Here is a 21227-nt window from a genome sequence, read left to right as displayed (position 1 = left end):
CCGGTCACTCCGACCCCCAGTGGGCATTGTCAGAGCGCAGTGACGCTTTTTTTCGGAAAATCCCCGTCCCGCCACAATCGCAACTTCCATGCGCCCTTTCCCTCCCAATTCATGATAAAATGAGAAAAATCGCTCAGGCAGAGGCTGTGTAACAGAAAGGTAACGTGCGCATGATAAAAGCTATTTCTACCGGAACCAACAAACGAATCAGAATCATCTTGATTGTCGCCATTATTTTGAGCTTGTGCTTCATGTCCGCAAACCTTTTGCTGACCTATGACAGTACGATTCGGACGGTAGAGATTTCCATTGCCACGCAAAGCATGAAAACGGCGGCCGACATCGCCAGTGAGGTAGATGTGGCCAGCTTTGAGCGGTTTTTGCAGAAGCCGACTGCCGAGAGCGAGGATTTCGTCAAGCTGAACCGGTTTCTGAACGACTATCGCAAAAAGATCGGGGCGAAGCATGTGTATATCGTCACCATGGACGATGAGGGCAAAAGCCGGGTCATGATCCTCGGCATTTCGCCCGAACTGGCCGCCCAAACCTATATCGGCGAGCCATGCACGCTCACGCGGGAGGAAGCGGAGCCGGCGTACCATGGCGCGACCTTTCATACGAGCATTATCCACGACCCCAAATACGGCAGCTACATGACGGCCGGCGCCCCGCTCATGAATGCGGACGGACAGCTGGTCGGAATCATCGGCATTGATACGGGTGTCGAGCTGCTGCAGCAGATTGAACAAAATGCGCTGAAAAATAGCATTTTTCATATATCCGCCAATTTGCTGATCCTGATTTTGATCGTGGTCAGCTATACCGTGATTCGCCGCTGGTATCAGCGGGAGACGCTGCGGGTCGTCGGCGATTCGGAGCAAACGTTCCAGCGCGAGTTTCGTTCCATTTTGACATCGATCCAATCGATCCGGCATGATTTCGCCAACCATTTGCAAGTATTGTTCGGCCTCTTGGAGCTGAAAAAATATGCGCGCGCCCAGGAATATTTGAAGGGGCTGCAAAGCGATGTCAAGGTCGTGGCTCTCTCGGCACAGGTCGCGAACCCTGCATTGCTCGTGCTGCTGCACTCGAAAGTGGAAAAGGCGCGGGGGCAGCATGTCGAGCTGGAGTTCCAGATACCGCCGGAGGAAACGTTTGATGGGGTCCTTTCCTCCGACATGATCAAGATTTTATCCAACCTGCTCGATAATGCGATCGAAGCCGCAGCAGGCGGACCGGCGGAAGAAGAGCGGTGCATCTGGCTCACCTTGAAAAAAGTCGGCCAGACGTATCAGTTCACGGTGGAAAATACCGGGGGTACGATTCAGGCGGGCGAATTGCAAAAGTTGATGCAGGAAGGCTATACGACCAAGCAGACCGATGAAGGACAAGCACGCGGCTATGGGCTGAGCATTGTGCGCGAGGTTGTCGGCAAATATGCCGGGGAAGTCAACGTGGCCTCTGCAAAAGGGCGGACATGCTTTTCTGTTCTGCTCCACATCTCGGAGCGGCAAGGCTGAAAAAAAGCAGGGGCGTTTCAACGACGAAAAGGAGGCAGCGAGGAACCATGCACAAGCAGCAAATCAACGTTTTGATAGCCGAGGATGATGAGCTTCAGCAGGAACTGCTCGAAGGATACCTGGCTCCTTTGGAAAACGTCCGGATTGCCGCCAAGGTCAGTTCGGGCGATGAGCTGATCGCAGAAGCGACGCTGCGCGCCGATCTGGACGCCATGATTATCGACCTCAATCTGGGGACAGGCCGGGGAGGCTTGGAAAGCTATTCGATTCTCAAGCTGCGCGGAGTCCATCTCCCCACGATTCTCGTCACCGGCATGGCTCCGCACGCCAGCGTCACCTATGATCTCGGCATCGTCGACATCGTGGAGAAGCCGTATACCGCCCGCCGACTCAGACAGGCGATCGACAAGCTGCGCAGCCATATCGCCTATCAAGCCTTCATGCAAGCGGGCGGACTCTATGTCCCGATCATCAGCGACGAAATCATCCAGAAGACGCCCGCCGACATTTTGTACATCGAATCGATCAACCGGACGATTCTGGTGCATACCCGCCATGAGGCGCTTGAAAGCAAAATCCCGATAAAGGTGTACGAAAGCTACTTGCAGGACAGCTGCTTTTATTTGACCCATCGCTCGTTTTTGGTCAACATGAAACAAATCAGCCGCATCGAAGGCAGCGACATTTTTTTCGATCAGGTGCACGGCGAGAAAAAAGCGCTCATCGCTGAAGACAAGACGCACGAAATCGTCTCCTATTGGTACAACCTGCAAAAATGGCTGTAACGCAAGGAAGTGGAGCCTGTCAATCCCGACTCGTATCGACAAATCCCCTCTTGTTTCGACCGAATCTGTTTCAAAATTTTCTGAAACAAGTCTACTATAAAAACGAGGACTACTTACGTTTTTCTAGTTCAGGGGAGGGGTTCGGCTTGCAAAACAGCCAGTACAAACAAGAGTTGAGACGAACGCTGACATTCAAGGACCTGGTCATCTACGGCATGGTGTTCATGGCGCCGCTCGCACCGATGCAGGTATACGGGGCGGTAGCGCAGCAAAGCTTCGGGATGGTGCCGCTCGTGTACGTGATCGGCGTCATCGCCCTGATGTTCACCGCTTTCAGCTACAGCCACATGAGCAAGGAGTTTCCGTACGCCGGCTCCGTCTATTCGTATGTGAGCCGCGGGCTGAACCCGCATGTCGGCTTCATCGCCGGGTGGCTGATCCTGGCCGACTACATTTTGTGTCCCGCGCTCCTGTATGCGTTTGCGGGCGTGTGGATGGCAGGGGTTTTGCCGCAAGTGCCCGCATTTGTCTGGACGCTCATTTTCGTTGTGTGCAACACATTGATCAATGTGCGGGGTATCACGATGACAGCCCGGGCCAATTTGGTCATGTTCTGGATGCAAATCGTCACACTTGTCGTTTTCCTGGGCATCGCTGTCAAATTCGTGCTGATCGACGGGCACGGGATGGGCGGCTTCAGCCTGGCGCCGCTGTATCAGGCGGACCACGTCGATTTTGGTTTCATCGCGACGGCGACTTCCATCGCCGTGCTCGGCTTCCTCGGGTTTGACGGGATCAGCACGCTCGCGGAGGAGGCGCGCGATCCGGTGAAGACGGTCGGCAAGGCGACGGTTTTCTCGATTTTGTTCAGCGGCCTGCTGTTTTTGATCCAGGTGTACATGGCGGCATTGATTCATCCGCAGTATGAAACGCTGAACCCGGATATGGGCTTTTTCGAGATCGCCAAGGAAGCGGGCGGGCCAGTGTTTTACACGATTTTGATTCTGATCAACGTGATCGCGGTCGGAATCGCCGTGACGCTCAACGTACAGTCCGCCACCGCTCGTGTGCTCTACTCGATGAGCCGCGAAAATCTGCTGCCGTTCGCACAGGTGCTGGCCAAGATTCACCCCAAATTCCAGACGCCGGTTAACGCGACGCTGTTTTGCGCGCTGCTTTCCATCGTCGTAACGTTCAGCCTGTCGATTGAGACGCTGTACAAATTCGTGACGTTCGGCGCCATCACCGCTTTCATGATGCTGAACGCCACGATCATCGTCTATTTTTACGGCAAAAAGCGTATGCGTGGAGTGAAAGGCTTCCTCACCTATGCGCTCACCCCGTTCATCGGGCTGCTGATCACGGGCTATGTCTGGTCCGGCTTTGACAAGATGACATTCATGGTGGGGATCGGCTGGGTACTGGTCGGCGTCGTGGTCGGCTATGTGAAATCAAACGGCTACAAGAAAGTGGCACCTGTCATCAAGGAACTATAATAAGGAGGACAAGAGCATGCGTTTGCAAAATAAAATTGCGATTGTAACAGGAGCAGCGAAAGGGATCGGGGCCGCGATTGCGATGCGGTATGCCGAGGAAGGCGCGCGCGTGGTCGCGACGGATATTAGCCCGGCTGGTGCCGAGGTCGTCGCACAGATCGTCGGCAACGGGGGAGAGGCCGTCTTTTTCCAGGCCGATGTGTCCAAGGCAGACCAGGTGCAGGAGCTGATTCGATTCACAAAAGAAACGTACGGCGTGCCGTCCGTTCTGTGCAACAACGCGGCGATCAATGTGCCGGGCTCGGTCGTGGAGCTGGATGAAGAGGTGTGGGACCGCACGATGGAGGTCAACGTGAAGTCGATGTTCCTCACGTCCAAATACTGTGTGCCGGAAATGATCGCAGCGGGAGGCGGCTCCGTCGTCAACATGGCGTCTGCCAACAGCTTCGCTGCCGAGCCGCGCCTGTCCGCGTATGTAGCTTCCAAAGGCGCCATCCATATGCTGACCAAACAAATGGCGCTTGATTTCGCAGCCGACAACGTGCGGGTGAACTGCATTTGCCCGGGATGGGTGGATACAGCCTTCAACGATGCACATGCCGATTTGTTTGGCGGCCGGGATGAGGTGCTCAAAAGCATCAGCGATTTCCAACCGATCGGCAGAACCATCCAGCCGATCGAGATCGCCAATGTGGCCGTTTTCCTGGCGGCCGATGAATCGTCGGCAATGACGGGAAGCGCTGTCGTGGTAGATGGCGGATTGACATCGAAATAAACAGATCAAAGACTTGAAGGCCGGCCGCCCCCACAGGCCGGTCTTCTTTTCGCTTCCGTTTTTGTAACGCAACGGCTTATTGTGAATTTGCCTTGATCCCCGCATTTTTGAGCGAACCGATACTGATGATGCTGACGGCAGGATTGATGTTCACCTTCGCTTGGGAAAATGCCAATCCCCAGTCATTTTGCACTTGTTTCCACTCGTTGTAGGCAAAGGCCCGAGCATAAAGGCCGAGCCCGATCGGGTCCAGCTGCTGTTTTTGCAGTTTTGCCACAAGCGCGCTCATCTCTTTCCTGATTTGATCAGCAAGCGCCTGTTCCAATTGTTTTTGCTCCTTCAGCGGATTGGCATTGACCAGAACCTCATTGAGGACAATCCGGAAATTGAAATGGAGATCGAATTGAAAGCGCCCGTCACGATGAGCGGTTCTATAGGTGAAACGGGTGTAATCGATCAAAAAGCTGACCGAATTCCCGAACTGTCCCTTTTTCTTGAACACATGTTTGGGAAGCTCAATGTTCAAGGAAACGGGGTGTTGAATATCCCGCTGCATGATCAGCAAGTAGGAGCTTTCTTTTGGATTGAGCGTGTCGACATAGAATCCTTTCTTGTTTAACAGGGAAGTGCCTGCGATGTTCAGTCTGTTTTCAACTAATTTCGTTTCTGTCAAAAACGGTGTGATGCCTTTTTCGTAATATTGATGGTAAAGCGTACGGACGGACGTGAGGACGGATGACTCGCTCGTATGCGCCGACTCCACCAACTCACGCAAATAAACCGATAAACGCGGCTTATCCGCTATTTTTATCTCCATGACTTGTCGAATCGGGCTGTCTACCATGACAAGATCGGCCTTGAGCGAGCTTTTGGGATCGCGGAACACAACATCCAGCAGCTCAAAAATGCTTTTTTGCTGGAGCAGTTTTTTCGTAAAAATGATGTTTTGTACTTTTCCCGTTGCGACGGTGCCAATCGCCTCGTCCTCAAGGTGGTCTCTGCCTTCACGGAGGGATTTGGCGTGAACGTGCATAATCTCCGTTTTCTGCTTTGCCTCTCTGCTGAATACCGGGGCCGCGGTATAAATATCCAAGCTTCCATCCTTCGCCAAATCGATCCCGTACGTCAACAGCAAAGTGATTTCATCCAGCTTCATTTGCCCAAGGCAACCTGACAGCAGCAGCGTAACCGGGAGAATGATTGCGAGAAGTCGAACGTTCATTTGTTTTGCCTCCAGCGTGTTGGATCGACAGCTACGACATACAGCCATAAAAAGACAGGGAAAAAATAAGCCATGATCATGCCGTATTGAGCGCTCCAGTTTTGCAGCTGGCTGACCTGGTGAAACGTAGGGTTAAAGGCGAAGCTCAGTAAAATGAAAGCAATGGTAAAGGCGATCAACGGTGGGCGATGATCGTGCTTGCGCAGAAGCTGGCTGATCCCCAAGACACCGATGAACAGGTAAGGAATCCCGCTGGAAGCGATGATAAACAAATAAAACGCTGAAAAGATGATTTCAATTCGTTCCACAAAAGAAAACTCGAGTGTCTCGAACAGATTCAGCGTTGGCCAAATATAGGTGACAACCTGGTCAGGGCTAAACCGGATATAGCAGACCAGCGTGATCAGCAGAAAAACCAGCATGGAGATAGTGTTCGCGATAATGATTCCGCGCGTGGCCCGTTCTTTTTTTTGCAAATAAGGGTACAAAATAAAAGCAAACTCGAATCCTAAAAACGACAGGATGGTTTTCGGGACAGCCTTGAAAACGGGCAGCCAGCCTTCCTTCAAGATGGGCAGCAGGTGGATGAGGTGGCCCTGTTTTAGCGCAAGGAAAAAAACAGCATCCAGATCAAGAAATAGCTGATGAATTCGGCAAAGCGCCCAAGCATCCTAATTCCACTCGCAGCGAGCATGTAAGCGGGAATCGAAAACAAGATCACAAGATAATAGTTTGCGGTTTGCGGCAGCACCCATGTCTGGGTAACATGAACCTCCACAAACAGGGAATTGACGTAGGAGAAGAGCGCAAACAGAATGAACAGAATGGAAAACGCTGTGCCCAGCCATTTCCCGAAATAGCGGGGGAGGAGGCCGAAGATCGTCTCTTCAGGACTGCGTTTCATGATCTGGATGATCATTACGCTCACCGCTATCGCAATCAGCCAGCCCAGCACAATGGAAATCCAGCCGTCCGTACTTGCGACTTCCGCCAGGTCCGAGGGCATGGTGAGAATCCCGACGCCAACCTGGGCCTGCACGATAAAAAACACGTACTGCAAATAAGTGATCTCGTATTTTTTCATGTGGAATCATCTTTCCTACGATTATTGCCCTGGCGAATCGTTTGCTGGGGGCGATTGGCAACCGGCCGTTTCATCATCCACTGAATCGGCAAGCGGATGAGCGCGTCTTTCCAATCCGAGAAGCGAACGGGCGCAAAGGGGCTTCCATAAGGCGTTCCCAACGATTCCAGCGAAATGAGATGGATGATCAACACCAGCAACCCGACGACAATCCCGACAAGACCGAACAGATACGCGGCAATCATCATGGGGAAGCGGAGGATTCTCACAGCTGCCGACAGGTCGGCATTCGGCATGATAAAGGAAGCGATTGCCGTTGTTGCGACCACGATGACCATGATGTTGCTGACAATGCCTGCCGAGACGGCCGCTTGTCCGATGACGATACCGCCGACAATCCCTACTGTCTGGCCAATTTTGGAAGGCAAGCGCAGCCCGGCCTCTCGCAGCATTTCCAAAGCAAGCTCCATGATGATCGCCTCCACAAACGGAGGAATCGGCACCCTTTCGCGGGATTCACCGATCGAAAGGATCAAATCGAGCGGAATAATATCGTAATGAAACGTGAGCGCGGCGATGTACAACGCCGGTAAAAAAATCGAGATAAAGAAAGCGGCGTAACGCATCGCGCGAATGAAGGATGCGACGATCCAGCGCAGATTGTAGTCATCGATGCTTTGAAAGAAGGATGACAATGTCACCGGGCCAACCAAGACGCTGGGGGAATGATCAACGACCATCACGATTCGTCCCTGGAGAAGCTGGGAAGCAGCGTTGTCCGGGCGTTCCGTCGACAAGAACTGGGGAAACGGCGTAATCCGATTGTCCGCGATCAACTCTTCCAATTCCCCTGTCGTAATGATGGCATCAATATTGATACGTTGGATGCGTTCTTCGAGACTCTGCAACGATTCCACATTTACCACATCTTCCAGATACAGGAGCGATACTTTTGTTTTGCTCCGCCAGCCAACGACCAAATCTTTTATTTTTAAATCCTGATCGGGAATGAAAAGGCGAAGCAGCGAGATGTTATACCCGCTCGATTCGATGAACCCGAGATGGGAACCTTTTAAGGCGGACTCTGTCTGCGGCTCTGTATTGGATCGCTGCGGCCATCCTGGCGTATTGAGTATCAGGCAATAGGGCGCGCCATCGACGAACAGCACGCTTTTCCCAAAGAGGATGGATTCCTTGATGGCTGCCCAGGAGGAGGCAGTCTGTTTCAGGCCTACTGGCAGCTCCAGGTCAGACAGCTCGGTGAACGAATGTCTTTTGAACAACAACGGGTGGAGGATGTTGTTGTTGATAATGTCGTTGTCGACGATCCCGTTCAAATAAACAAGCAGGGCAGTAACGTTCGTTTCACTGATCACGAACGTGGAAGTGATCAGGTCGGGTATATCATGAAAAATCGTCTGCAGCCTCTTGCGGTTCGCGGACAAATCGGCACTGATGTGCTCATCGTTGCCTCGGTGCAGCAGCTCTTGAATGGCTGATTTGCGAATCCGTTTATAAAAAAGCCTCATCGCGTAGTCTCCCGAAAGAAGAGAGTGGTGTCACTGTGTTTTTAGATTTTGTAGTTTGCCCGGATTTATTCCAATTGACGGCATTGCTGCCAGCGCCCCCCTTTCAACCAGCCCAAAAGAAAGAAGCATGCTGGTGCAGCGGCATGCTTCTTTCTTTTGGGCTGGGCTTACAGCTTGTCCTCAGCAGAAAGGCGCCTCTAGGGCGCCTGCACATATTTCGCGCGGTATTCGTGCTCCAGGATGCTCATGAGGATCGAGTCGTGGTACTGGTGGTTGTAGAACAGGGCTTCGCGCTGTACGCCTTCCTTCACGAATCCCACTTTTTCATAGACATGCTGTGCGCGTGCATTGTAGGAAAAGACGTTCAGCTCGATGCGGTGCAGGTTGAGAATACCGAAGCCGTACTCGAGCATCAGCTTCATTGCTTCCGTGCCGTAGCCTTTGCCCTGGAAGTTCTCGCTGATGGCAAGCCGGATGTTTGCAGTCCGGTTCATGCCGTCGATGTCCTGCAGCGCAATGTCGCCGATCACCGTGTCATCCTCGCATAGCGCGATCAGCAGCAGGACCGATGAGTTGTCCTGCGATTTCCCGTCGATATAGCGGGCGATTTGCTCCTTGGTGAAATGCTTCTGCGTTCCGCTTAAGCGCCTGACCTCCGGGTAATACAAGGTGCGGTAGTACAATTCGGTATCTTCCTGATTGAGCGGACGCAAATAGACGCGCGCTCCTTCGAGAAAACGTACGGGACGATCTGTTTCTTGTGGCACGTTTGGCATAGGGAAAACCTCCTGAATAATGTATCCTTACTATAAGGAAAAGCTGCCTGTTAGCAAATGCGCAGTTTATAATAAATGAAAAGGACAGAAAAGAGGGAGCCAGGCGTGCTGATTGTGCCGGTTTTGGAGGAAGATGAGGATACCCCTCATTACGTACAGCTTTATCGATTTTTCAAAACGGAAATCGCCACGGGCCGGCTTTCCGAGCAGACGCGGCTGCCTTCTGTCCGAAAGCTTGCCGATTTGCTGTCGCTGAGCACAACACCGGTCGAGACGGCGTATCAGCAGCTGATGGCGGAAGGCTTTATTGGAAGCAGGCCAAGGCAAGGCTATTTCGTGCAAAAGCTGCTCGAACCGTATGCGCAATTGGGCAAAGGTCAGCCGGAAGCGGTAACAGCGCCGCCGCTGCTGCCAAAAGGCGCCTACGCGTACGACTTTCATTTGTCCAAAAATGATTTCAGCGTGTTTCCGTTCCAGACGTGGAGGCGGCTTGTGAATCAAACCATTCAGCGGGAGCAGCAGGACCTGCTGTTTTATGGCGATCCCCAGGGGGAAAGCGGACTGCGGCAGGAGCTTGCCCGCTATTTGCGCCAGTTTCGCGGAGTCGCGTGCGTCCCTGATCAGATCGTCATCGCGGCCGATCACTATGTGCTGCTGTCGTTTTTGGCGTTGCTGCTCAAGGAGGAGCACGCCCGGATCGGCATCGAAAATCCCAGCTATCCGCTGCTCCGCACCACCTTTGCCCGGCATGGACTGAAGATGGTGCCGATCCCGCTTGAAGATGATGGCATCTCCATTCAGGAGCTGTATCAAAAAGAAGTGCGGGTCGCGTGCGTCACTCCTTCCCACCAATACCCGAGAGGAATGATCATGCCGATCTCCCGGCGATTGCAGCTGTTGGAGTGGGCGAAGGAGACAGCGGGACTGATCATCGAGGATGATTATGACGGAGAATTCCGCTATCATGGCAGGCCGATTCCGTCTTTGCAAGGGCTTGTGCCGGATGCCCCGGTCGTTTATCTCGGGGGATTCGGGCAGGTGGTGGCGCCGGCGATGTGCATCAGCTACATGGTGCTGCCGCGCTTTTTACTGGAGCGGTACCGGCAGCTGTACCGCCAGCTTTTGTTCGAGCAGTCATCATCGCCGGTGAATCAGAAAGCGATGCAGCTGTTTATGGAGAAAGGGCATTTTGAGAAGCATGTCCGCAAGATGCGCAATGTGTACCGGAAAAAACACGATGCGCTCATCGCAGCGATCCAGAAGCATTTGGGAGAGAGGGTGGAAATCATCGGGAAGGACGCGGGGTTCCATCTGCTGCTTCGGGCCAAAAGCCCGCGCACGGAAGCCGACTTGTTGGGCAGCGCCAGGCAGGCGGGCATTAACCTCGCCTCCGCGGCGTACACCTGGTTTGGACCCGATCAGGAGGAGCGCAAAGAGTTCCTGATCGGGTTCGGTGGAATTGATACGGATAAAATCGAGCCCGGAATCAAGCTTCTTCGGGAGGTATGGTTCGATTAAGGCTTTTTCACAGGGCGTCTCTCGATTTCTTCGCTTACGACAAAAGCCAGATCGTCATTGCCGAAAATAGACAGCACGCCCAGCAGCGTGGCGTCAGGGATTTCTTCCGATTCTTCGATCGGTACGGTAAGCTCTGTCATTTGCTTCAACAGCGGGTTTTCGCTTTGTGCAGGATAAGCTCTGCAATAAAGCTCCTGCGGGTCAAGCCCGTTGTTGACACACCATTGCGCGAAAATCAGGATCATCATGCCTTCATCCCGTTGATAATTTTGAATCACCTGTTCTTCCATTTCTTTTTTGTTCATCTGAATTCTCCTTTGCGTTTGGCCAACAAACCTGTGCCTCTTATTGTAGGTAAGGAAAGGGACTCGGGCAAGCAAAGAAAGCAGTGGTGCGTCTTGAGAAAATTGGGCCTGTAATCGCTCGTTGTTGTAAAAACGGATGTAGTCATTTATATCTTTTGTATGTATGCAGATAATACCGCTCGCATTTCAGTGTTCCCCAGAAAGCCTCCATTGGGCCATTATCAATGCACCTGCCGACTCGGGACATGCTCTGGTTCACTTTCTTGCCAATCGTAAAGAGATATACTGAAAACCTCGATCACTATGAAGTAGAGGCTTGCTTCCTTTTGCCATTTTCAGGGCTGAACCGCACATATTTCTTTCTCTTTCTGCGAATCACCGACTGGATACCCTGTCGCTTCATCAGGCGGTAGATTCGTTTGTGGTTAAGCCGTTTCCCGGTCTGTCGGCGCAAATGAAGGGCTAATCGACGATACCCATAGATGCCCCCGATATTATTGCATCCTTCCCCCTCTTACGAAGATTCCTTATTTATCACATCTATCGCTGATGTATATTTTCTCGATAACGGTATATGCTATAGAGGTTTTTACACATTGAAAAAAAATTTTTTACAAACGCAACAGTGAGGTTTATAATTAAAATATAAAGTGAAAAGAGGTGTAGCAAATGAGTATCAATTTTTTTGAACATCAAAAGACAATAGCCAAAAACTTACTTACTTTTATTCGAGTAAAAGGTCACTCCAAATTATCCTTGTCGAAACTAACGGGTATATCTCGACCAACCATTGATCAACTTCTTAAAGGTGAGAGTCCATCCCAAACAACTTACAATGGTCAAATCGCAAAGATTAACCAAACTTTTGAACTGCCCGACGACTATTTTATTACAGCCCAAAGCACTCCTTCACTCACTCACCCGCTCGCCTATGCCTATTCAGATCACCGCGTAGGCATGGAAAAGAGTGAAAAAGCAAAAGAACTTTTGGAAGGATTAGATAACGTACTGGACATTTACTCCATGTATGTATAAAGGAGGTATAGCAAATAAGTGAGAATAACGAGTGAGAACCTAGATCAAACCGTTGAACGTAACGAGCAAATTGATCGACAGATCCAGAATCATATTCGTTTCATCGAAAAACGTTTAATAAAGTGGAAGTCTCTTCCGATAGAAGAACAAGCTTTGGGAATCTTAAAAGAACACAATTTAATTGAGATTCCTATTCCTGACAGCAATTGGGGTGGGGCGATTCGGAAATTTCACGGTCAAAAAGCTGTTCCGATAATCAATACTGCTCAACCAAGACTTTACCAATACTTTATCTATTGGCATGAGATCTACCACTTAACCGAGCATGAGGAAATGAGCCTGCACAATGAAGATAACTATGAAATTTCGACTGAGTTTGACTTAAACGAAAGAAAAGCTGATTATTTTGCGAGTCAGATGATTTTTGGTTATTCCGATCTGTACGATTACTTTTACTCTCTGGATTACGATGATTTCATTGTGAAGATTGCTCACTGCATGAAATCATTCAAAGCTCCATACAAGGCTGTACTAATTCAGCTGTACCAAATGGGGAGAAGAAATCAAAACGATCAGCTTCAAGAGAAAATAAAATTGTATTTCGACAAGCAATGGTCAACCAGCGAATGGGCAACTCTTTTCCAGGAATACGCTTTAGATGATAGCTTGATTAAACCTTCCTACGTAACGAATATGAATTCGATCATCAATGCTATAAAAAATCAAATTGCACAGCACCCTGATGTAGAGTTATTTCAAGATAACTTGAAGGTGGTGAAGGAATGGGAGGAAAAGTATAAGCAAGTTCAACGAGAGTTAAAGGAGCGGTTGGATGGGCAGTTATCGTGATATTGAAGGCTTTCTACGAGAAAAAAGGAACGTAAAAATATTGATTTTGGATACGAACAATATCCAATTCTTTTATCAAAATCGGGAAGTATTGACACAATCATTCATTTTTGAACCATACGACATGGTTCTCATTCCTGGATGGGTACGTGCCGAATATGCACATCATGATGGCAAAGTTGCATATATATTAGGCATTACCCCTCCCCTATTTTTTGTCGAGGAATCCGAAGATTATTTACCCATGATAGGGTATATGGATAAGCGGCTTATGGAGCTTTTTCGTGTCGCGGCTCCTTTCAGAGAATCTCAACGATTCTTTAGTCAACACAGTAAGCTTGAAGCTGATGAATTGCCCGATGATTGGATAGAGCTTTATTACGATAACGGCTTCTTTACAAGACAAACGGGGTCGTTGATAACGAAGAAAAATGCAGGCGAGGTATCCATACTTACGTTAGCGTTCCTATTACTCTCTCATTACCCAAATGAGATTTCAAACATATCAATTGCAACAAGCGATTTTGGAATCATAGCTTTGAAGAAAAAGGTACTGGAAGTGGCGAAAGTCCCTCCTTTACAGCTCAATGTGACCAATAAACCTCCAATTTCTTATTTGAGTACGGACGTTGCGCTTTTCAACGCTGTGAAAGCAGGAATCATTCGATCCCAAGACGTTTCGATATTACGCCCTAATCCCAAATCGTCTATCTTTGTTGAGAATTTTGACGATGGAAGCTCAGGTTTACATGAAACAGTAGTTGATACGCCCTCTTTTTTGGAAATGTGCAGTGATCCCGACAGGTATAAAATAGTGTTCTAATTGTCCTTATCAAGATGTTCTGACTTGAGTTTCGACCTCAGAATCCAGATCCACGATGAGTTCCGCAGGCAAACAAGGCGAGATGACCAGCTGGTTTAACTTTCGCAAGTCCCGTTTCCGCTACCATGCTATTCCATGAAACAAGCGCTCCACAAACGCCACTAAACATGTCCGAATATAAGCTGCGCATGTGGAGCGTACGTCGCATTTTTATCCGGAAAAAAGGCGTCCGCTGCCAGTTTTCGGCAGAGGCACCCGCCAACTTGCTTTTCGCTTCCAGCTGTGGTAAAGTTCAACTATAGCCAACGCTTTGATTCACATATTGTAAAGGGTTGACATTTGAACGGATTGTACCTTTTACAATATGTGAATTTTATTTTCATGGAATAAAATGATCATGTTACATTAAAATGTTGGAGGTATTTGTTCATGCAAACAGGTACAGTTAAATGGTTCAACGCTGAAAAAGGTTTCGGTTTCATCGAAGTTGAAGGCGGCAGCGACGTATTCGTTCACTTCTCCGCGATCAAAGGCGACGGTTTCAAAACTTTGGATGAAGGCCAACGCGTTCAATTTGACGTAGTTCAAGGCAACCGCGGCCCACAAGCTGAAAACGTAACAAAACTGTAAGACAAAAACCAAGCTGCCCGATACAAGCAAGTAAAGGGCAGTTCTTCTTTTGGTCAGACATAATCAAAGGGGGGTCTTCATGTTTAATGGTAAGAAGTCGATAGAGGAAGTTCCGAAGGAAAATACGCCGATCTGGTCTTGCACGAAAGAGGGATGTAACGGTTGGATGCGTGCTAATTTTACATTCGAGCATCTGCCGACTTGCCCATTGTGTACGTCCCCGATGGTTAGTGACAGCAAAATGCTGGCGCCGCTCACCAACTATAACCCGATTCAAAAACAGGAATAGTCGACGGCAGCCATTAGAAACCTGGCTACGCCAAGCTTTTTGGCGGAGCCGTGGTTGCACTATCTGTAAAACAAACAAGACCGCAATCCGAATGAACATCGGATACGCGGTCTTTTTCCTTCCATGGTTTCTTTATTCCACGTGGCGGAAGCCTTCCTCGTGCAAGTAGAGAGCGGCTTCCTTGTACGATTCAAATGCGGATTCGAGATGAGCGCCGTCATACACATTCCACAGCTCGTTTTCGCGGACCAGCAGGAGGGTGTGGCCTTCCTTGTTGCGCCATGTCTCTTCTTGCGGCTCGTCCGCATCCGTTCCCGTTGTTTCTTTCGCAGTCGGAACATAAGGCGGCTGGGAGAGCATGTGGATCACTTTTCCAATCAAGGTGCGCAGGTCATCGGCCGAGTAATCGCGGATGTTGACCATGCCTTTGTCGTCCTTTTGATACCCTTTCAGGTGGCCGGCGTAAACGAAGCCGTTGCCATTCGGATGGAGATGGTAGACGACGTTCTTTTTCTCATGGAGACTCTCTTCATAGTGATAGTTCAGCCGGCCCAGTGATACTTTCTTTTCCTGCAATTCCGGGAATGAAGCGATGATCGCTCGTTTTTCTTCGAATGTAAGCATGGATTCCTCCGTAACGATTATGGTGGTGATTCCTTTATTATACCATAGCAGGGAGTGCGAACACATGAATGGACAAAATCGCAATGACATCAAGCCGGGGCTTTCGGTCAGCATTGTGCTGAAGCAGGACCAGCGCACAGGCAAGCTGACGCGCGGCATCGTCAAGGACATCCTGACGAATTCGGGCACACATCCCCATGGCATCAAGGTGCGGCTTGCAGATGGACAAGTCGGGCGGGTGAAGGAGATTCATCCCTCCTGACAGCCTGATGCGTCCCCGTTGCGCAACGCCTTCGGCTCTGGACGAACAGAGGAAGGAATAGTACGATCAAGGCAAGTGAAAATACGATGAGACTGCAACAGGGGTGTTTCGTATGGCCAAAAAAGGGTTGACGATTGGGAAATTGGCAGCTCCCTTTCGCCTGGATTCAACGCAAGGCATCAAAACGCTGGAGGAATACAAGGGCAAACCGCTCGTAATCGTGTTTCTGCGCGGGACATGGTGCCCGAACTGCCGCAAGCAAATGCCGGAATTAAACGAGTATTACGAGAGATTTTTGCAAAAAGGGGTCAATCTGATCGCGATTGTCGGCCAGAAGCTGGCGAATGTGCAACGCTATGTGGAAGAGAACGGCATCAAGTTCCCGATCCTTTCCGACGAAACGCGGGACGTCATCAAAGCGTACGAAGTGTTTACGCCGATCAAATGGGACTCTTTCCGCATCGCAATCCCGAGTACATACATCATCGATGAAAACCAGGTGATCCGGTATTCCTATATCGGGGAGAATCAGGCGGACCGGCCGTCAGCGGCCGAGATTTTGGAAATCATCGATTCGCTGTCGGTTGCGGCCACGCCGGTCAATACGGTAGAGGACGAGCTGCCCATCTTTTTGACCAGCATGCAATCGACCCTCCAGGACGTGAGCCAATCGGCGACGTTCGTCTCGAACAGCGTCGAAAACAATCTGAGCAATATCGAGGGGCTGAAAGCGTCCTCGCTCGACAACTACGAGCGGTTGGAGGAATTCGTCGGCGCCTACCACAGCAAGTTTCAGGAGCTGAATCAATACAGCCAGCAGCTGGCTGCGACATCGAAGGAATTCACGGACATTCAGCATAAAAACGATCAGATGAGCCAAAACATCCAGGCGACCCGCGCCTTGATGGAGGAGCTGATCACGATGACCCATGTCGTGAACGAAATGAGCCGCACGATCTCCGCCATCTCGAACCAGACCAAAATTCTCGCCTTGAATGCATCGATCGAAGCCGCCCGCGCCGGAGAGCACGGCAAAGGCTTTGCCGTCGTGGCGCAGGAAGTCACCAAGCTGGCGAACGGGACGGAGCAATCCGCAGGCAACATTACGGCACAGCTCAAAGCGATCGACGAAACCATCAACCGCAGCTTCGCGTCGTTCACATCGTTTGAAGAGACGATGAACACGGTGCGGGACAACATCACGACCAACTCCGCAAGCATCCTGACCATCGCCGACGGCATCAAACAAGTCGCCCACGACACCCTGCAGCTCGGCAACGAACTGGACGACATCAAAGAAAGCCAACAAAAAGCGCAAGTCCACCTGCAAACCATCGAAAAAGTCGAAAGCAGCATCAAACAGGAAATGACCGAAATCGTAAACGATATGCGTCTGAATATGGAGCAGCTGCAAGTGATTAAGGAAAAGACGAAAAAATAAAAGCAACGAAAAATCCTCTCCCATCGAACGAAGGAGAGGATTTTTTATTAAAAAGACCCCAGAGCGCTACCCCCAAAACCATTCCCATCCCATTTTTTTCTGAGAGAAGGGGAAACCCAGGGATTTTGGCAAGAAAGCGGAGCGGAAGCTTTAGACATGCCAGCCAGGGCCGGCGAAAAAACGGGAAACGCTTTGCGCCACATCTGCTTCCTGAGATTCACCCGCCGCGCAGCGTGTGGCTTTGGGGCGCAGTTTCCCGTTTTTTCACCGGACCGTTCTCCCCGACCCCCAGCAGGCATGGCTACGTTTCCGCGCAGCTTTCTTGCCAAAATCCCCTCGCCTCCACCAACCATACTCATTCTCATATTTCTATCAGAAAACTCTTATCCATCCCTCATCTTTCTATCAGCGTGTTCTCAGATTTCCCAAGTAAGATAAACACTGTAAGAAACACCTGATAACTTCCAAGGAGGATGAAACAATGAAAAAACCAGGATGGAAAATGGGATCGGTGTTTGCGCTGCTGATGTGCACATCATTAGCTTTTGGTGGACAAGTTCATGCAGCATCGCTTGATTCCGTCAAGTCCGGGGCAGATGCCTCCGTAAGCGCGACTGCGGCGAAAAGCAGCGCAGGTGCCAAAGTGATCAAAGCCGGCGAAAAATACATGGGAACACCCTATAAATACGCTTCAAGCCGATACGACAAAAGCACGATGGATTGCTCCGAATTCACCATGTGGGCATTCCGCGAAGGTGCTGGAATCGATCTGGGAAGAGGGGGTGCCCGTTCCCAATACAAAAAAGTGAAGCACATCTCCCGCAGCCAACTGAAGGTGGGGGACCTGATCTTCTTCTCGACGAGAGCAACGATGAAATATGACAAAAATTCGATCAATCGGATCGGGCACGTCGGCATCTATGCCGGCAACAACAAGATTTTGCACACCTACGGCAAGGGCGGCGTTCGTTACAGCACGCTGACCGGCTGGTGGGACCAGCACTTTGTTGCAGCGGGGCGCGTTTTGAATTAAACTTGATGTGTCAGATATTCTTGGGGAATATAGATAGATGAAATAGCAACACCCTTCTTCAGAACAAGAGGCTGATGAAGGGTGTTTTTTTCGACGTATAGATGGCGCCCTGGCGCATGGCCTGTGAAAAAATGCGAGGAACGGTGATTGCGATGGAACATCATCTTGGCGGGCTGATCGCCCACTATGGGTATGCAGGTATTTTGATCGCGCTCTCCCTCGGGATTGTCGGGCTGCCGATCCCCGATGAGACGCTCTTGACGTATGCGGGCTTTGCAGCATACCAGGGGACATTGAGCTTGCCGCTTGTCATCCTGTTCTCCTTCTGCGGATCGGCGTCCGGCATTACCGTCAGCTATGCCATCGGGTACAAGCTGGGGCTGCCTTTTCTGAAAAAATTCGGTCCGAAAATACATATCACGGAAGAAAAAATCACTGGCACGCACCGCATGTTCGAGCGGTACGGCAACATCCTGCTGATCATCGGCTACTATATTCCCGGCGTGCGCCATCTGACGGCCTATGTGGCTGCGATCTCCCAAATGGATTTCCGCAAATTCATGGTGTTCGCCTATACCGGCGCGTTCATCTGGACGCTGACCTTCGTTTTGCTGGGGTATTTTTTGGGGGAGCGCTGGGTTCTTGTGCACCAAGGCATCAAGAGGTATGGCGTGTACGTGCTGATCGCCTTATTGCTGATCGCAGCAGGCGTGTGGCTGTATCGGCAGCGGAAAAAAGCCGTGTAGCAGCGCGGCTCTTGCCATCTCCCGCTCGTCTGTGTAACGATTAGGACAGTAAGGAAGCTGGAGGTATGTTCATGATGACACCAGAGGAGTTGCCGGAATCCGCGCAAATGCTGATGCAGCTTGATTTTCACGATGCGGACGGCAAACCCGGACCGATGGTTTTTCGCAACCCGGTCAAAATTCTCGTCGCCAATCAGGTGGACGAGATCAAACCATTATTGAAGGAGCTTCAGCAGGGCGTGGAAGCGGGGCTTTATGCGGCGGGGTATTTGTCGTATGAGGCGGCACCCGCGTTCGACCCTGCTTTTCGCGTGCATCGCGATCATGCGATGCCGCTTGCCTGGTTCGGCTTGTTCGCCAAGCCTGAGGAGCCTGCCGCAGCGGATGCGGACCAACAGGGCTCCTACCAGATGTCCGAATGGCAGCCGACCGTAGACAGGGAGCGCTACAAGGCGTGCATTACAGCGATTCGGGAGGCGATCGCCAGAGGCGAAACGTACCAGACGAACTACACGATTCGGCTGCGCGGCAGCTTTTCCGGCGATGCGCAGTCTTTTTACCTTGATTTGCGCAAACGCCAGCACGGGCATTATTCGGCCTATTTGCAGGTGGGACGCTATCGGATCTTATCGGCGTCGCCCGAGCTGTTTTTCCGCTGGCAGGGGAACAAGCTGACGACCAAGCCGATGAAAGGGACGGTCAAGCGGGGGAGGTTCGCTGCGGAAGATCGGGCGAATGCGGAGTGGCTGGCCCGCTCGGAAAAAAACAAGGCGGAAAACGTGATGATCGTCGACCTGCTGCGCAACGATCTGGGCACCATTGCAGAAATTGGCTCCGTGCACGTACCGCGTTTGTTCGAGATCGAACGGTATCGCACCGTCTATCAAATGACCTCGACAGTCGAGGCGACGACACGCGATGAGACGACGATTGAAGAAGTGTTTGCGGCGCTCTTTCCATGCGGCTCGATCACCGGAGCGCCGAAGGTCAGCACGATGAAGCTGATTGAGCAGCTGGAGGATTCGCCGCGCGAAGTGTACTGCGGGACCATCGGCTACATCACACCGCAAAAAGAAGCGGTATTCAATGTGGCGATTCGCACTGTTTTGATCGATGCAAAGACAGGGGCTGCCGAATACGGTGTCGGCGGAGGAATCACCTGGGATTCGCAAGCAGAGGATGAATATGACGAGGTGGTCGCCAAATCGGCGATCTTGACTGCGGAGATGCCGGCATTCAGCCTGCTGGAAACGATGAAGCTGGCAGGCGGGGAGTACGAGCTGCTTGCTTGGCATCTCGCGCGCCTGCAAGAGTCGGCCGCCTATTTCGGCATTCCGCTCGATCGGGGACAGCTGGATGCAGAGCTTCAGGCGTTTGCGCGCAAGACGAACGAGACCATGCGCGTCCGGCTGCTGGTTTCGCAGCAAGGGGCGATTGCGCTCGAAGGCACGCCTTTAGCCGAGCAGCCGATTGTGCCGCAGCCATTTGCGGTCGCAAGCCGCCCCATCGCTTCCGCCAATCCGTTTTTTTACCATAAGACGACCGAACGCTCCATCTATCAGGTGCATAAGAGCGAGTATCCCGATGCTTTCGATGTGCTTCTATGGAATGAACGCGGGGAGCTGACGGAATTCACCATCGGCAATCTCGTCCTAGAGATCGGCGGGGAGAAGCTTACGCCGCCGGTCACGTCCGGCTTGCTTGCCGGAACGCTGCGGGCGGAGCTTTTGGCGCAAGGAGCGATTGTCGAGTGCGTGCTGACGATGGATGATCTGGCCCGCGCGACACAGGCGTGGCTCATCAACAGCGTGCGCGGCTGGGTGCCGGTCTACCGGATGGACGATTCGCCTTCCCATTCGGCATAAAAATGATCGAGGTACGCCAGCATGAAAGCGTGGCGCTCCCATGCCAGCTGTTTGCCGTAGTCGGTATTCATCAAGTCTTTGAGCTTGAGCAGCTTTTCATAAAAATGGTTGATCGCGGTGTCATTGCCGCTGCGGTATTCTTCTTGTGTCATCTGCTCGCGCACAGGCAGTGCGGGATCGTGCATGGCGCGGCCTTTTGCGCCGGAGTAGGCGAATACGCGGGCGATGCCGATCGCGCCGATCGCATCGAGGCGGTCGGCATCCTGCACGATTTTGCCTTCGAGCGTGCGCATGGACGGGCGATTTCCGCCTTTGAACGACATCGTGGAGATGATCTCGACGATGTGGGCGGCGGTTTCCGGCGGAACCTGCTGGTCTGCCAGCCAGCTTTTGACCAGAGCCAGTCCGATTTCTTCGGATTGGCTTATTTTTTCATCGGCCACATCGTGCAGCAGCGCGGCCAGCTCGCAGACGAACGAGTCAGCCTGCTCCATGGCGGCAATTGTTTTCGCCGTGCGGGACACGCGGTAAATATGCCACCAGTCATGGCCGCTGCTATCGTTTTTCAGGATGTCCTTGACGAAATTTTCGGCCTCTGTGAGAATGTGGTCTTTGTCCAT

The 21227-nt window shown here is 51.4% G+C and carries 22 protein-coding genes and 1 pseudogene; 15 read left to right on the top strand and 8 right to left on the bottom strand.

Going from position 1 to position 21227, the window contains the following annotated elements:
* Positions 1 to 170: 170 nt before the first annotated feature.
* From ACTID9_RS25540 to ACTID9_RS25525, 4 genes are all read left to right on the top strand, one after another.
* Positions 171 to 1520, top strand: coding sequence for a sensor histidine kinase (locus ACTID9_RS25540; protein ID WP_441067946.1), 1350 nt, complete (start codon positions 171 to 173; stop codon positions 1518 to 1520).
* Positions 1521 to 1567: 47 nt separating this feature from the next.
* A complete protein-coding gene (locus ACTID9_RS25535) occupies positions 1568 to 2305 on the top strand; it encodes a LytR/AlgR family response regulator transcription factor (RefSeq protein WP_441067944.1) in 738 nt (245 codons plus the stop codon).
* 146 nt (positions 2306 to 2451) lie between these two features.
* The gene (locus tag ACTID9_RS25530; protein WP_441067942.1) at positions 2452 to 3801 is read left to right on the top strand and encodes an APC family permease; all 1350 of its coding nucleotides are present in this window, start codon (positions 2452 to 2454) and stop codon (positions 3799 to 3801) included.
* A gap of 16 nt (positions 3802 to 3817) precedes the next feature.
* Complete coding sequence (locus ACTID9_RS25525) at positions 3818 to 4576, top strand: SDR family NAD(P)-dependent oxidoreductase (protein ID WP_441067940.1); 759 nt, start codon at positions 3818 to 3820, stop codon at positions 4574 to 4576.
* 76 nt (positions 4577 to 4652) lie between these two features.
* Here the strand turns inward: ACTID9_RS25525 and ACTID9_RS25520 are convergent, their stop codons facing one another.
* From ACTID9_RS25520 to ACTID9_RS25505, 4 genes and pseudogenes are all read right to left on the bottom strand, one after another.
* Positions 4653 to 5798 (bottom strand): Ger(x)C family spore germination protein, encoded by a 1146-nt coding sequence (locus ACTID9_RS25520; RefSeq protein WP_441067938.1) that lies wholly within the window; start codon positions 5796 to 5798, stop codon positions 4653 to 4655.
* Positions 5795 to 6882: pseudogene (locus tag ACTID9_RS25515) on the bottom strand (GerAB/ArcD/ProY family transporter). The gene ACTID9_RS25520 and the pseudogene ACTID9_RS25515 overlap by 4 nt, the downstream one beginning before the upstream one ends.
* Positions 6879 to 8411, bottom strand: a complete 1533-nt coding sequence (locus tag ACTID9_RS25510; protein ID WP_441067936.1) for a spore germination protein — start codon at positions 8409 to 8411, stop codon at positions 6879 to 6881. The pseudogene ACTID9_RS25515 and the gene ACTID9_RS25510 overlap by 4 nt, the downstream one beginning before the upstream one ends.
* A gap of 197 nt (positions 8412 to 8608) precedes the next feature.
* Positions 8609 to 9187: a GNAT family N-acetyltransferase gene (locus ACTID9_RS25505; RefSeq protein WP_441067934.1), complete on the bottom strand. Its 579-nt coding sequence runs from the start codon at positions 9185 to 9187 to the stop codon at positions 8609 to 8611.
* 105 nt (positions 9188 to 9292) lie between these two features.
* Between ACTID9_RS25505 and pdxR the strand changes: the two genes are divergently transcribed.
* Positions 9293 to 10705 carry a MocR-like pyridoxine biosynthesis transcription factor PdxR gene (gene pdxR, locus ACTID9_RS25500; RefSeq protein WP_441067932.1) on the top strand — a complete coding sequence of 471 codons (1413 nt, stop codon included), beginning with the start codon at positions 9293 to 9295 and terminating at the stop codon, positions 10703 to 10705.
* Here the strand turns inward: pdxR and ACTID9_RS25495 are convergent.
* Both ACTID9_RS25495 and ACTID9_RS25490 read right to left on the bottom strand, forming a co-directional pair.
* Positions 10702 to 11010 carry a hypothetical protein gene (locus ACTID9_RS25495; protein ID WP_441067930.1) on the bottom strand — a complete coding sequence of 103 codons (309 nt, stop codon included), beginning with the start codon at positions 11008 to 11010 and terminating at the stop codon, positions 10702 to 10704. The genes pdxR and ACTID9_RS25495 overlap by 4 nt on opposite strands.
* A 301-nt stretch (positions 11011 to 11311) precedes the next feature.
* Complete coding sequence (locus ACTID9_RS25490) at positions 11312 to 11464, bottom strand: IS3 family transposase (protein ID WP_441067928.1); 153 nt, start codon at positions 11462 to 11464, stop codon at positions 11312 to 11314.
* Positions 11465 to 11679: 215 nt separating this feature from the next.
* On the opposite strand from ACTID9_RS25490, the gene ACTID9_RS25485 reads away from it, so the two are divergent.
* The 5 genes from ACTID9_RS25485 to ACTID9_RS25465 all read left to right on the top strand — a co-directional run bounded on the left by ACTID9_RS25485 (position 11680) and on the right by ACTID9_RS25465 (position 14636).
* Entirely contained in the window at positions 11680 to 12045 is a 366-nt protein-coding gene (locus ACTID9_RS25485; protein WP_441067926.1) for a helix-turn-helix domain-containing protein, read from the top strand.
* Between the two features lie 18 nt (positions 12046 to 12063).
* The gene (locus ACTID9_RS25480; RefSeq protein ID WP_441067924.1) at positions 12064 to 12894 is read left to right on the top strand and encodes an ImmA/IrrE family metallo-endopeptidase; all 831 of its coding nucleotides are present in this window, start codon (positions 12064 to 12066) and stop codon (positions 12892 to 12894) included.
* Entirely contained in the window at positions 12878 to 13717 is an 840-nt protein-coding gene (locus ACTID9_RS25475) for a hypothetical protein (RefSeq protein ID WP_441067922.1), read from the top strand. The genes ACTID9_RS25480 and ACTID9_RS25475 overlap by 17 nt, the downstream gene beginning before the upstream one ends.
* A 429-nt stretch (positions 13718 to 14146) precedes the next feature.
* Complete coding sequence (locus tag ACTID9_RS25470) at positions 14147 to 14347, top strand: cold-shock protein (protein WP_122921455.1); 201 nt, start codon at positions 14147 to 14149, stop codon at positions 14345 to 14347.
* Between the two features lie 79 nt (positions 14348 to 14426).
* Positions 14427 to 14636 (top strand): cold-shock protein, encoded by a 210-nt coding sequence (locus tag ACTID9_RS25465; RefSeq protein WP_441067920.1) that lies wholly within the window; start codon positions 14427 to 14429, stop codon positions 14634 to 14636.
* 132 nt (positions 14637 to 14768) lie between these two features.
* On the opposite strand, the gene ACTID9_RS25460 is transcribed toward ACTID9_RS25465, so the two are convergent.
* Positions 14769 to 15260: a hypothetical protein gene (locus tag ACTID9_RS25460; protein WP_441067918.1), complete on the bottom strand. Its 492-nt coding sequence runs from the start codon at positions 15258 to 15260 to the stop codon at positions 14769 to 14771.
* 64 nt (positions 15261 to 15324) lie between these two features.
* On the opposite strand from ACTID9_RS25460, the gene ACTID9_RS25455 reads away from it, so the two are divergent.
* The 5 genes from ACTID9_RS25455 (at position 15325) to pabB (ending at position 20607) form a co-directional block, all read left to right on the top strand.
* Positions 15325 to 15522, top strand: a complete 198-nt coding sequence (locus tag ACTID9_RS25455) for a YwbE family protein (RefSeq protein ID WP_441067916.1) — start codon at positions 15325 to 15327, stop codon at positions 15520 to 15522.
* A 112-nt stretch (positions 15523 to 15634) separates the two neighbouring features.
* Positions 15635 to 16963, top strand: coding sequence for a redoxin domain-containing protein (locus ACTID9_RS25450; protein ID WP_441067914.1), 1329 nt, complete (start codon positions 15635 to 15637; stop codon positions 16961 to 16963).
* 481 nt (positions 16964 to 17444) lie between these two features.
* A complete protein-coding gene (locus ACTID9_RS25445) occupies positions 17445 to 17996 on the top strand; it encodes a C40 family peptidase (protein WP_441067912.1) in 552 nt (183 codons plus the stop codon).
* Between the two features lie 152 nt (positions 17997 to 18148).
* Positions 18149 to 18742 (top strand): DedA family protein, encoded by a 594-nt coding sequence (locus tag ACTID9_RS25440; RefSeq protein ID WP_441067910.1) that lies wholly within the window; start codon positions 18149 to 18151, stop codon positions 18740 to 18742.
* Positions 18743 to 18813: 71 nt separating this feature from the next.
* Positions 18814 to 20607 (top strand): aminodeoxychorismate synthase component I, encoded by a 1794-nt coding sequence (pabB, locus tag ACTID9_RS25435; protein ID WP_441067908.1) that lies wholly within the window; start codon positions 18814 to 18816, stop codon positions 20605 to 20607.
* On the opposite strand, the gene ACTID9_RS25430 is transcribed toward pabB, so the two are convergent.
* Positions 20571 to 21227 (bottom strand): HD domain-containing protein, encoded by a 657-nt coding sequence (locus ACTID9_RS25430; RefSeq protein WP_441067906.1) that lies wholly within the window; start codon positions 21225 to 21227, stop codon positions 20571 to 20573. The genes pabB and ACTID9_RS25430 overlap by 37 nt on opposite strands.

This window comes from Brevibacillus fluminis (assembly GCF_052072235.1).
GTDB lineage: Bacteria > Bacillota > Bacilli > Brevibacillales > Brevibacillaceae > Brevibacillus_D > Brevibacillus_D fluminis_A.
The sequence above is the reverse complement of the archived record's forward strand: the minus strand, read 5'-3'. Positions and strand labels throughout refer to the sequence as shown.

Coding starts and splice junctions, on each gene's coding strand:
- ACTID9_RS25495 (WP_441067930.1), bottom strand. CDS start 11,010: ATGAACAAAAAAGAAATGGAAGAACAGGTGATTCAAAATTATCAACGG.
- ACTID9_RS25465 (WP_441067920.1), top strand. CDS start 14,427: ATGTTTAATGGTAAGAAGTCGATAGAGGAAGTTCCGAAGGAAAATACG.
- ACTID9_RS25430 (WP_441067906.1), bottom strand. CDS start 21,227: ATGGACAAAGACCACATTCTCACAGAGGCCGAAAATTTCGTCAAGGAC.
- ACTID9_RS25485 (WP_441067926.1), top strand. CDS start 11,680: ATGAGTATCAATTTTTTTGAACATCAAAAGACAATAGCCAAAAACTTA.
- pabB (WP_441067908.1), top strand. CDS start 18,814: ATGATGACACCAGAGGAGTTGCCGGAATCCGCGCAAATGCTGATGCAG.
- ACTID9_RS25460 (WP_441067918.1), bottom strand. CDS start 15,260: ATGCTTACATTCGAAGAAAAACGAGCGATCATCGCTTCATTCCCGGAA.
- ACTID9_RS25450 (WP_441067914.1), top strand. CDS start 15,635: ATGGCCAAAAAAGGGTTGACGATTGGGAAATTGGCAGCTCCCTTTCGC.
- ACTID9_RS25540 (WP_441067946.1), top strand. CDS start 171: ATGATAAAAGCTATTTCTACCGGAACCAACAAACGAATCAGAATCATC.
- ACTID9_RS25505 (WP_441067934.1), bottom strand. CDS start 9,187: ATGCCAAACGTGCCACAAGAAACAGATCGTCCCGTACGTTTTCTCGAA.
- ACTID9_RS25440 (WP_441067910.1), top strand. CDS start 18,149: ATGGAACATCATCTTGGCGGGCTGATCGCCCACTATGGGTATGCAGGT.
- ACTID9_RS25445 (WP_441067912.1), top strand. CDS start 17,445: ATGAAAAAACCAGGATGGAAAATGGGATCGGTGTTTGCGCTGCTGATG.
- ACTID9_RS25510 (WP_441067936.1), bottom strand. CDS start 8,411: ATGAGGCTTTTTTATAAACGGATTCGCAAATCAGCCATTCAAGAGCTG.
- ACTID9_RS25525 (WP_441067940.1), top strand. CDS start 3,818: ATGCGTTTGCAAAATAAAATTGCGATTGTAACAGGAGCAGCGAAAGGG.
- ACTID9_RS25535 (WP_441067944.1), top strand. CDS start 1,568: ATGCACAAGCAGCAAATCAACGTTTTGATAGCCGAGGATGATGAGCTT.
- ACTID9_RS25475 (WP_441067922.1), top strand. CDS start 12,878: ATGGGCAGTTATCGTGATATTGAAGGCTTTCTACGAGAAAAAAGGAAC.
- ACTID9_RS25470 (WP_122921455.1), top strand. CDS start 14,147: ATGCAAACAGGTACAGTTAAATGGTTCAACGCTGAAAAAGGTTTCGGT.
- ACTID9_RS25455 (WP_441067916.1), top strand. CDS start 15,325: ATGAATGGACAAAATCGCAATGACATCAAGCCGGGGCTTTCGGTCAGC.
- ACTID9_RS25520 (WP_441067938.1), bottom strand. CDS start 5,798: ATGAACGTTCGACTTCTCGCAATCATTCTCCCGGTTACGCTGCTGCTG.